This is a genomic window from Enterococcus sp. PF1-24, from assembly GCF_029893325.1.
Taxonomy (GTDB): domain Bacteria; phylum Bacillota; class Bacilli; order Lactobacillales; family Enterococcaceae; genus HY326.
In genome coordinates, this window is sequence record NZ_JARXWL010000005.1 from 114,955 (window position 1) to 125,955 (window position 11,001).

Consider the following 11,001-nt stretch of genomic DNA (forward strand, 5'->3'; position numbering starts at 1 on the left):
ATGGAAAGTTATGGAAGAATTTCGGCAACCGCAAGTTATGTGCCTGAAAAAGTTGTAACAAATGATGACTTAGCGTCAATAATGGATACTTCTGATGAGTGGATTTATTCCCGCACAGGGATCAAAGAAAGACGTTGTGTCACCAATCAAACAACTTCTGATTTATGTATTGAAGTTGCTAAAAAATTGTTGGCAAAGCAAAAACTTTCACCTGAAAGTCTAGACTTTATTATTGTAGCAACTATGTCACCTGATTATACTTCACCTTCTGTAGCTTGCATGGTGCAAGGGGCAATTGGTGCGAAAAACGCCTTAGCTTTTGATATTAGTGCCGCTTGCTCAGGCTTTGTTTATGCCTTAGCAACGGGGGATAAGTTCATCCGCACAGGTTCAAAACGGGGCTTAATTATCGGGGGCGAAACCATTTCAAAAATTTTGAATTGGCAAGACCGCTCAACTGCTGTTCTTTTCGGCGATGGTGCTGGTGGCGTCTTAATGGAAGCTGATAGCCAAAAACATCTCTTAAAGGAAAATTTAATGGCAGATGGGACCAGAAGTGCTGCTTTAACGGCTGGCGAATTTGCTAACAACAGTCCTTTCTGGCAAGGAGAAACAGTCAGTGATTACTATTTGCAAATGAATGGTCGGGATATTTTTGATTTTGCAACTCGAGATGTTGTAAAAAATATCTTAGCGACAGTTGCTGATGAAAAAGATGAAGTTGATTTTTATTTACTGCATCAAGCCAATCAGCGGATTATTGAAAAAATTGCTCGCAAACTTAAAGTTCCTAGTGAACGCTTTTTAATGAATATGGGCAGCTATGGCAACACATCAGCTGCTAGCATCGCCATTTTACTTGATGAAATGGTTGCACAAAAAAAGATTCAAATCGGTTCCAACCAAAAATTGGTGTTAACGGGGTATGGCGGCGGCCTGACATGGGGCAGCCTATTAATAGCGATTTAACCCCTTCACAAATATAAAAAATAAAAACAAACATATCGGAGGAATAAGCATTATGGTATTCGAAAAAATCCAAGGAATCATCGTAGAAGAATTAGGTAAAGAAGCAGAAGAAGTTCAATTAACAACAAACATTCAAGAAGATTTAGAAGCTGATAGCTTAGATTTATTCCAAATCATCAACGAAATCGAAGATGAGTTTGACGTGAAAATTGAAGTTGAAGATGGTTTAACAACGGTTCAAGATTTAGTAACTTACGTTGAAAAACAAATCGCAGCAAAATAATTGATTATACAAATAGGGGGCGGGGGAGAATTAGTAACTAATTAATGTCCCAGCCCTCTATTTATAATGACAGATGTTACATAATGATGCTTTTATTAATATTTTTTGAATAAGGAAGATAATAACGATGAAAACAGCCTTTTTATTTAGCGGACAAGGGGCGCAGTACGTTGGGATGGGACAAGAATTATTCCAAGCTGAAGCAGTTGTTCGCCAAACTTTTGAAGAAGCCAGTGATGCTTTAGGATATGACGTAGCGAAATTATGCTTTGAGGAAAATCCTCAATTGAATCAAACTGAATATACGCAACCAGCGATTTTAACAGTTAGTGTTGCTTTTTTACGTGTTTTACAAGCGAAAAAATATCCATACGTAGCTGTGGCAGGGTTAAGTTTAGGAGAGTATAGCGCGTTAATCGCTAGTGGCGCTTTAAGCTTTACAGACGGCATCCGCCTAATTGCTAAACGAGGAAAATATATGGCTAACGCAGCACCAGCAGGCGTTGGCAAAATGGTGGCGGTCATGAATACGCCAGTAGAATTAATTGAAGAAAGCTGTCAAGAAGCTAGTGAAGTCGGGATTGTTTCTCCGGCTAACTACAATACCCCACAACAAATTGTCATTGGTGGTGAAGTGGCAGCGGTTGACCGGGCGGTTGAAATTTTAGCGGCTAAAGGAGCCAAACGCATGATTCCTTTAAATGTTAGTGGACCTTTCCATACCGCCTTATTACAACCAGCGGCTGAACAATTACGGGAAGCTTTGGCAGAAATTTATTTTAGTGAAATGCAAGTGCCAGTCATCAGTAATACTACCGCTAAAATCATGCAACCAGCAGAAATTAAAAATTTGCTAGAGCAGCAAGTGATGTCGCCAGTGCGCTTTTTTGAAAGTATCGCTACTTTACGTGAGTTAGGGGTAGATACTATGGTAGAAATCGGTCCAGGTAAAACTTTAAGTGGCTTTATTCGGAAAATTGATAAATCAATCGCTATCAGTCGCGTGGAAGATTTAGCGACATTAGCAGAAACAGAAGTCTTATTAAACAGGGGGACATAATGGAATTAACAGGAAAAAATGTTTTTGTAACAGGGAGCACTAGAGGGTTAGGTAAAGCTATCGCCAAAGCTTTTGCTAAAGCGGGCGCTAATATTATTTTAAATGGTCGTGGTGAAATTTCAGCAGAGCAAATTGCGGAAATCACAGCTTATGATGTGAAATGTATCGGTGTTTCGGGCGATATTTCTAACTTTGAAAGTGCCGGCGAAATGTTTGCCAAAGCTGAAGCGAACTTAGGTCCAGTTCACATTTTAATCAATAATGCTGGAATTACGAATGATAAATTATTGATTCGCATGAAGGAAGAAGATTTTGAAAGTGTCCTTAAAATTAATTTGACAGGAACTTTTAATATGACGCAACATGCTTTGAAAAAAATGATGAAGCTAAGAGAAGGCGTTATTATTAATTTAGCTAGTATCTCTGGTTTAATGGGGAATTTTGGTCAAGCAAATTATGCGGCCAGTAAAGCTGGTGTGGTTGGTTTTACTAAATCAGTGGCGCGCGAAGCTGCCGCTCGTGGAATTACTTGTAATGCCATTGCTCCTGGCTTTATCGAAACAGATATGACGGCAGTTTTATCTGACAAAATTAAAGAACAAACAGTAGCGCAAATTCCATTAGCGAAATATGGTAGTGCAGCTGATGTTGCTAATACAGCTATCTTTTTAGCAAAAAGTCCATATATTACGGGTCAAGTCATCAATGTTGATGGCGGATTAGTTATGAATGGTTAAAAAATAAAAAATTACTCAAAAATGCTGAAAATAATTCAGCGTAAATCTGGAGGGAATTAAATGAATCGCGTAGTTATTACAGGTTATGGTGTTGCTTCTCCAATCGGTAACGACCATGAAACTTTTTTAAAAAGCTTAAAAGAAGGTAAAAATGGGATTGGTCCAATTACAAAATTCGATGCTACAGAAACTGGGATTTCTTTAGCGGGTGAAATTAATGACTTTCCATTTGATAAATATTTTATTAAAAAAGATGCTAAACGGATGGATTGGTTTTCAATCTACGGCATTTATGCAGCATTAGAAGCGTTGGAGATGGCTGATCTAAAAGCCGAAATAATGGATGCTGATCGTTTAGGTGTGATTGTTGGTTCAGGAATTGGTGGTTTACCAACAATTCAAGATCAAGTAACTCGCATGAATGAAAAAGGACCAAAACGCGTTTCACCAATGTTTGTGCCAATGTCAATTGCTAATATGGCAGCCGGCAATATTGCTTTAAAAGTTGGCGCTAAAGGAATTTGTTCAGCAATCGTAACGGCTTGTGCCAGTGGAACACATTCAATCGGGGAAGCTTTCCGTAATATTAAACATGGCTATGCTGACGCTATTTTAGCTGGTGGGACTGAAGCTTCAATTTGTGAAATTGGTATTTCTGGCTTTGCTTCATTAACAGCTTTATCTTCAGAGTCAGATCCTGCTAAAGGTTCACGACCTTTTGACGAAAATCGCGATGGTTTCGTAATGGGTGAAGGTGCGGGGATTTTTGTTTTAGAATCATTAGAGCACGCCCAAGCGCGTGGTGCTGAAATTCTTGGTGAAGTGGTTGGTTATGGCGCTAATTGTGATGCTTACCATATGACGGCCCCAACGCCAGATGGTTCTGGTGCAGCTAAAGCGATGCAACTTGCGATGGCTGAAGCTGGAATTACCCCTGAACAAGTTGGCTATATTAATGCTCATGGCACAAGTACACCAACTAATGATGGCGCTGAATCAAAAGCGATTAAATTAGCTTTAGGTGAAAATTATAAAGATACTTATGTAAGTAGTACTAAATCAATGACAGGCCATCTTTTAGGTGCTGCTGGTGGTGTGGAAGCTGCTGCTACTTTATTAGCGTTAAGAGAGCAATTTATTCCACCAACCATTAATGTAACGAATCAAGATTCTGAAATTGATATTACTATTGTAAAAAATCAAAGTCAGTCTGCTGAAATTGAATATGCATTAAGTAACTCATTAGGCTTTGGGGGCCACAATGCAGTTATTTGCTTGAAGCGTTGGGAGGCATAAATACATCATGGATATCAATGAAGTGAAAGATTTATTAGCAAAATTTGATGAGTCTTCTTTAAAGGAATTTGAGTTAAAAGAAGGCACTTTTGAATTATATATGAATAAAAATGAAATGAGTCGCAGTCTGGCAACACCAACTACAACTGTTGTTGAAGCGAGTCCGGTAGTAGCTGCGCCAGTTGCAGCGGCACCTGTAGCACCAGTAGTTGAAGTCCCTGCCGAAAAAGCAGCTGTTGTTTCTGGTACAGAAATCGTTTCACCGATTGTCGGTGTGATTTATTTAAAACCAGCACCTGATAAAGCTAATTTTAAAGATTTAGGTGATACTGTGAAAAAAGGCGAAGTGGTTTGTATTGTTGAAGCCATGAAAGTCATGAATGAAATTACTAGCGATGTTGATGGTGTAATTAGCGAAATTTTAGTGGAAAATGAACAAGTTGTTGAATTTGGTCAAGCCCTTTTCCGCGTCAAATAAATAGCTATCTAAAAAAACTTGCAAGCTAAGTGTTTAACAGCTGCTTGCAAGTTTAAGGTTGTTTTTTACAGAAAGAGGATTGAGTTATGAATATAGAAGAAATTAAAGCGATTATTCCTCATCGTTATCCGATGTTACTAATTGACCGGGTAGATGAGTTAGAAGAAGGTAAACGAATTGTCGCTCGTAAAAACGTGACGATTAATGAAGAGTTTTTCCAAGGGCATTTTCCCCAAGAGCCAGTGATGCCAGGGGTTCTAATTTTAGAAGCTTTAGCGCAAGCTGGCGCGGTTGCTTTGTTGTCTTTAGAAAATTTTCGTGGAAAAACTGCTTATTTTGGCGGAATTGATAAAGCCAAATTTCGTAAAAAAGTTGTACCAGGTGATACATTAATTTTAGAAGTTGAAATTTTAAAAGTTAAGGCAGTAGCAGGTATCGGCAAAGGCACCGCCTATGTTAATGGAAAAAAAGTTGCTGAAGCAGAACTGACCTTTATGATTGGATAGGTGAATCATGTTTTCTAAAGTTTTAATTGCAAATCGTGGCGAAATTGCCGTACGAATTATTCGGGCATGCCGAGAAATGGGAGTGCGGACGGTTGCGGTTTATTCTGAAGCCGACCGAGAAGCTCTTCATACCCAGTTAGCTGATGAAGCCGTTTGTATTGGGCCAGCTAAAGCCAATGATTCTTATTTAAATGTGCAACAAGTTTTAAGTGCAGCGATTGTAACCAAAGCAGAAGCGATTCATCCTGGTTTTGGTTTTTTATCTGAAAATAGTCGTTTTGCTTCCATGTGTGAAGAATTAAATTTAGTTTTTATCGGTCCTAAAAGTGAAACGATTGATGTCATGGGTAATAAAATTAATGCCCGTGCTTTAATGAAAGAAGCTAAGGTACCAGTTATTCCCGGCAGTGACGGCGCTGTAAAAAGTGTCGCCGAAGCTTTAGCGATTGCCGAACAAATTGGTTATCCGATTATGTTAAAAGCTTCCGCTGGTGGTGGTGGTAAAGGTATTCGTAAAGTTTTAAATGCTGAAGAATTACCGCAACATTTTGATTCTGCTAGCCAAGAAGCTTTAGCAGCTTTTGGCAATGGTGATATGTATGTGGAAAAAATTATTTATCCCGCGCGTCATATTGAAGTGCAGATTTTAGGGGATAATTATGGTAATGTCGTTCATTTAGGAGAAAGAGATTGTTCCTTACAACGCAATAATCAAAAAGTTTTAGAAGAATCGCCATCGGTGGCTTTAGGTGCCACTAAGCGTCAAGCAATTGGTGATGCGGCAGTTCGTGCGGCTAAGGCGGTTAATTACCAAAATGCTGGTACGATTGAATTTTTAATGGATCAAGCTGGCGATTTCTATTTTATGGAAATGAATACACGGATTCAAGTGGAGCATCCGGTAACGGAAATGGTGACTGGCGTTGATTTAGTTAAAAAACAAATCGAAGTCGCTGCTGGTGAAGCTTTAAATCTAAAACAAGCGGACATTGAATTTAAAGGTCATGCCATTGAATGTCGTATTAACGCTGAAAATCCGGCGTTTAATTTTGCAGCTTCACCGGGGACGATTAAAAATCTTTTATTGCCAAGCGGTGGTATGGGATTACGAGTTGATAGCGCTATGTATTCTGGCTATGTGATTCCGCCTTACTATGATTCCATGATTGCTAAAATTATTGTTCATGGCAACAATCGCTTTGAAGCTTTAATGAAAATGCAACGAGCGTTAGGAGAAATTGTGACAGATGGCATTATTACCAATGCCGAATTCCAATTAGATTTAATCAGTCATCCTGCAGTGATTGCTGGCGATTATGATACTGGCTTTTTACAAGAAACTTTCTTGCCAAATTGGCAACCTGATATGAGTGAATAAGCTAAAATAGAAATGCATCTCATTTTTGAGATGGAATGAAGGGGAGGAGCTTTCGATGGCGCTTTTCAAAAAGAAAAATTACATTAGAATCCAGCCGAATCGTTTAGAGGAGACCGCCACTAAACCTTCTGTACCAGATAATATGTGGGCTAAATGTCCTAGTTGTAAAAGAACTCTTTATACAAAGGAAATGGGTCAAGAGAAGGTCTGTCCGCATTGTGGTTATAGCTTTAGGATCAGCGCTTGGGAACGTTTGGCGTTAACCGTTGATGATAAAAGCTTTATTGAATGGGATACCGAAGTTGAAACGGAAGATCCTTTAAACTTTCCTAATTATCTTGAGAAGCTTGAAGCTTTACGAGAAAAAACTGGCTTACATGAAGCGGTGGTTACCGGTCAAGCTTTAATTAAAGATCATAAAATTGCTATCGGTGTGATGGATGCGAATTTTATCATGGGGAGCATGGGAACAGTCGTCGGTGAAAAAATCTGCCGACTATTTGAACGAGCAACTGAGGAGCAATTACCAGTAGTGATTTTTACCGCTTCTGGTGGCGCCCGCATGCAAGAAGGCATTTTTTCTTTAATGCAGATGGCAAAAGTTTCCGCAGCTGTGAAACGCCACAGCAACGCTGGTTTATTATATATCACCGTCTTAACCGATCCGACAACTGGAGGTGTAACTGCCAGTTTTGCAATGGAAGGGGATATTATTTTAGCGGAACCACAAAGTTTAATTGGATTTGCTGGTCGTCGCGTAATTGAACAAACAATTAAGCAAGAGTTACCTGAAGATTTCCAGAAAGCTGAATTTTTATTAGCTCATGGCTTTGTGGATCAAATTGTTCCCCGCTTAGAACTAAGAGAGCGGTTAGGTGTGCTTTTGGAAATTCATAGTTTGAAAGGATGGGATTGAAATGAGTATGACTGCAAATGAAATTGTTCAGTTAGCCCGTAAACAAGATCGTCCCACCAGTCTCGATTACTTTTTAACTTTATTCGATGACTTTCAAGAGTTTCACGGCGACCGCCTGTTTGCTGATGACGGTGCGATTGTTGGCGGTGTCGCTACTTTGTCCGGCAAACCAGTAACAGTTATCGGTATTCAAAAAGGAAAAAATCTACAAGATAACATCAAAAGAAATTTTGGTGCGCCCAATCCCGAAGGCTATCGCAAAGCTTTACGTTTAATGAAGCAAGCGGAAAAATTCGGCCGGCCGGTAATTAATCTGATTAATACAGCTGGGGCTTTTTGTGGCGTTGGTGCCGAAGAACGTGGTGAAGGGGAAGCTATCGCTAAAAATTTGATGGAAATGTCAGATTTGAAAGTACCGATTCTTTCTTTAATTATTGGTGAAGGTGGCAGCGGTGGTGCGCTAGCGTTAGCGGTTGCTGATGAAGTCTGGATGATGGAGCATAGCATCTATGCGATTTTATCACCAGAAGGCTTTGCTTCAATTCTTTGGAAAGATGGCTCACGAGCATCAGAGGCAGCTGAGTTAATGAAAATCACTGCTAATGAGCTGTTTGATTTAGCGGTAATTGACCAGGTGATTCCTGAAACGAAGAACGGCAAATTAATCCCACAAGCTACCATTGATGAAATGTTAAAAAATGCAATCATTGAAAAAATAACTGAACTAGCTAAAATTGAAAAAACGCAGCTGTTAAATAATCGCTATCAACGTTTTAGAAAATTTTAATTTTGAGAAAAAAAAGACGCTTAAATTGACTATTAATTAGTTGATTGTAAGTGTCTTTTTGCTTTGTTTTGAATATAAATTAGCATTATTCGCGATAAAATGAATATTTTTACATAGAAACACTTGCGTTATTCAAAAAAATACTTTATTATGTATATAATTCTAATATGTGCTGATTTTAGTGAATATTTATTAGTCTGGAATTGTATTTTAGTTAGACGGGAAATAAAAGATAATTGGAGGAATGAAGTATGAAAAAGTTTTTAAGTTTATTAGCAACAGGATTAATGGTAATGACAATGGCAGCTTGCGGTAATGATGCCAAAGCTGAAAGTTCAAAAACAACAGAGCAAGACTCTTTAACTGCAATTAAAGAAGCAGGCGTGTTAAAAGTTGCCACATCGGCCGATTTTGCTCCTTTTGAATTTCACGCATTAGTTGATGGTAAAGATAAAATTGTCGGCGCAGATGTTGATTTAATAGCGGAGCTTGCTAAAGACTTAGGGGTCGAAGTGGAATATATGGATATGGAGTTTAATGCCGTGCTGACAGCTTTACAACAAGGCAAGGTGGATATTGCGATATCAGGGATTTCCGCAACGCTAGAGCGTCAAGAAAGCTTTGATTTTTCCGTGAATTATTACAATCCCCCACAAGTAGTGGTGATTAATAAGAAAAATGCGGATGTTTACACTGATTTGGCTTCTTTAAAAGGTAAAAATGTAGGTGCACAAAAAGGTTCGATTCAAGAAGATATCGTTACCGCGCAACTACCAGATTCAACTAAAGTTTCCGTTCCGAAAGTTCCTAATTTAATTGTTGAATTAAATCAAGGTTCCATTGAAGCTTTAGTTTTAGAAAAAACGATTGCTGAATCTTATATTTATCAAAATCCTGATTTGATGTTAGCGGAAATTGAATTAACTTCTAGTGAAGACGAAGCTTACGCAATTGCTTTACCGAAAGATAGTGGCGACTTAAAAACGGAAATTGATAAAAGTATTCAAAAATTAATTGATAATGGTCAAATTGAAGAATTTGTGGATAAAAATATTCAGTTAGCCAATCAACAAGCTGAATAAAACGAAGTGAGTAAGGGGCGAGACGTTTGAATTTTTCATTTTTACCCAAATATTATATGTATTTTATCGATGGTGCTAGCGTTACGATTTTAATTTCGATTATCACCATTATCTGTGGGACGATTTTAGGGGGCATTTTAGCTTTAATGAAATTGTCTAAAAATCGAATTTTACGACTGCTTGCCAATCTTTATATTGAAATTTTACGGGGCACACCGATGTTGATTCAAATTTTAATTGGCTTTGGCTTGCTGCAAGGAATCTTTCCTTCTTTAACATTGAATTTTGGAGTGTTAGCGATTGATTTAGGCCGTTTAATTCCTGGGATGATTGTTCTTTCCTTAAATTCAGGGGCTTATGTGGCTGAAATTGTCCGAGGCGGAATTGTGGCGGTTAACTTTGGTCAACAAGAAGCGGCTTATTCTTTAGGTTTGCGGCCATTTCAAGCGATGCGCTATGTGATTTTACCCCAAGCCATCCGTAATATTTTACCAGCTTTAGGAAATGAGTTTATTATTTTGATAAAAGACTCTTCTTTACTTTCCAGCATTGGAATTTATGAGCTATTAAGTAGTTCACAGATTATTATTTCTCGCTCCTTTATTCCTTTAGAGCCGTTATATATTGCGGCGGGAATTTATTTCATATTAACTTTTATAACTTCTCGTTTATTAAATCTTTTTGAAAAGAAATTAGGGAAGGGCTATCGTCGTTAAATTTTATGATAGTTCAAAATAGCTAGGAGAAAAATATGTCGAAAAAAATAATTACTGTTAAAAATTTGCATAAATATTTTGGGAAACAAGAAGTTTTAAAGGGGATTACTACAGAAGTGACTGAAGGGGAAGTTTTGGTTGTGATTGGCCCTTCTGGCTCTGGCAAAAGCACTTTTCTCCGCTGTTTAAATTTGTTAGAAGAACCTACCAAAGGGGAAATTAACTTTTCGGGAACCGATTTAACCGCCAAAAAAACGGATATTTTTAAAGTTCGTGAGCAAATGGGGATGGTTTTTCAACAGTTCAACTTATTTCCTAATATGAAAGTCATAGATAATATAACTTTATCTCCCCTTAAAGTGAAAGGTTTAGAAAAAAGTGTTGCTGAAAAAATTGCTTATGATTTCTTATCAAAAGTTGGTTTAGAAGATAAGGCTCAAGAGTATCCTCAATCTTTATCTGGTGGACAACAACAACGGATTGCGATTGCGCGAGCTTTAGCGATGGAACCAGAAGTAATGCTTTTTGATGAACCGACTTCGGCTCTTGACCCCGAAATGGTGGGAGAAGTTTTAGGGGTGATGCAACAACTTGCTAAAGACGGTATGACGATGATTATTGTCACTCATGAAATGGGCTTTGCCCGTGAAGTAGGTTCGCGAATTTTATTTATGGATGAAGGGATTGTTTTGGAAGAAGGCACACCTGCTGAAGTTTTTGATGCTCCTAAACATCCGCGAACGATTGATTTCTTATCAAAAGTTTTGTAAAAGAATAATAAAAAGCCTTAGGA

Annotated in this window: 13 protein-coding genes; all 13 read left to right on the plus strand. The window is 38.2% G+C overall.

The window, feature by feature from the left end; all coding sequences use genetic code 11:
• Window positions 1–969, plus strand: a complete 969-nt coding sequence (locus M2139_RS03770; RefSeq protein WP_280737332.1) for a beta-ketoacyl-ACP synthase III — start codon at window positions 1–3, stop codon at window positions 967–969.
• Between the two features lie 52 nt (window positions 970–1,021).
• Window positions 1,022–1,252 (plus strand): acyl carrier protein, encoded by a 231-nt coding sequence (locus M2139_RS03775; protein ID WP_280737333.1) that lies wholly within the window; start codon window positions 1,022–1,024, stop codon window positions 1,250–1,252.
• Window positions 1,253–1,379: 127 nt separating this feature from the next.
• Window positions 1,380–2,312 carry an ACP S-malonyltransferase gene (fabD, locus tag M2139_RS03780; protein ID WP_280737334.1) on the plus strand — a complete coding sequence of 311 codons (933 nt, stop codon included), beginning with the start codon at window positions 1,380–1,382 and terminating at the stop codon, window positions 2,310–2,312.
• A complete protein-coding gene (gene fabG / locus M2139_RS03785) occupies window positions 2,312–3,049 on the plus strand; it encodes a 3-oxoacyl-[acyl-carrier-protein] reductase (RefSeq protein WP_280737335.1) in 738 nt (245 codons plus the stop codon). Before fabD ends, fabG begins: the two co-directional genes overlap by 1 nt.
• A gap of 60 nt (window positions 3,050–3,109) precedes the next feature.
• On the plus strand, window positions 3,110–4,345 hold the full coding sequence (gene fabF, locus M2139_RS03790; RefSeq protein ID WP_280737337.1) for a beta-ketoacyl-ACP synthase II: 1,236 nt from the start codon (window positions 3,110–3,112) through the stop codon (window positions 4,343–4,345).
• A gap of 7 nt (window positions 4,346–4,352) precedes the next feature.
• Window positions 4,353–4,823 (plus strand): acetyl-CoA carboxylase biotin carboxyl carrier protein, encoded by a 471-nt coding sequence (gene accB / locus M2139_RS03795; RefSeq protein ID WP_280737338.1) that lies wholly within the window; start codon window positions 4,353–4,355, stop codon window positions 4,821–4,823.
• 86 nt (window positions 4,824–4,909) lie between these two features.
• Complete coding sequence (gene fabZ / locus M2139_RS03800; protein WP_280737339.1) at window positions 4,910–5,329, plus strand: 3-hydroxyacyl-ACP dehydratase FabZ; 420 nt, start codon at window positions 4,910–4,912, stop codon at window positions 5,327–5,329.
• Between the two features lie 7 nt (window positions 5,330–5,336).
• Window positions 5,337–6,707: an acetyl-CoA carboxylase biotin carboxylase subunit gene (locus M2139_RS03805; protein ID WP_280737340.1), complete on the plus strand. Its 1,371-nt coding sequence runs from the start codon at window positions 5,337–5,339 to the stop codon at window positions 6,705–6,707.
• A gap of 55 nt (window positions 6,708–6,762) precedes the next feature.
• Complete coding sequence (gene accD, locus M2139_RS03810; RefSeq protein WP_280737341.1) at window positions 6,763–7,623, plus strand: acetyl-CoA carboxylase, carboxyltransferase subunit beta; 861 nt, start codon at window positions 6,763–6,765, stop codon at window positions 7,621–7,623.
• Window position 7,624: 1 nt separating this feature from the next.
• On the plus strand, window positions 7,625–8,410 hold the full coding sequence (locus M2139_RS03815) for an acetyl-CoA carboxylase carboxyl transferase subunit alpha (protein ID WP_280737342.1): 786 nt from the start codon (window positions 7,625–7,627) through the stop codon (window positions 8,408–8,410).
• 251 nt (window positions 8,411–8,661) lie between these two features.
• The gene (locus tag M2139_RS03820) at window positions 8,662–9,492 is read left to right on the plus strand and encodes a transporter substrate-binding domain-containing protein (protein ID WP_280737343.1); all 831 of its coding nucleotides are present in this window, start codon (window positions 8,662–8,664) and stop codon (window positions 9,490–9,492) included.
• A gap of 26 nt (window positions 9,493–9,518) precedes the next feature.
• A complete protein-coding gene (locus M2139_RS03825) occupies window positions 9,519–10,208 on the plus strand; it encodes an amino acid ABC transporter permease (protein ID WP_280737344.1) in 690 nt (229 codons plus the stop codon).
• A 35-nt stretch (window positions 10,209–10,243) separates the two neighbouring features.
• Window positions 10,244–10,978, plus strand: coding sequence for an amino acid ABC transporter ATP-binding protein (locus M2139_RS03830; protein ID WP_280737345.1), 735 nt, complete (start codon window positions 10,244–10,246; stop codon window positions 10,976–10,978).
• The last annotated feature ends 23 nt before the right edge of the window (window positions 10,979–11,001 follow it).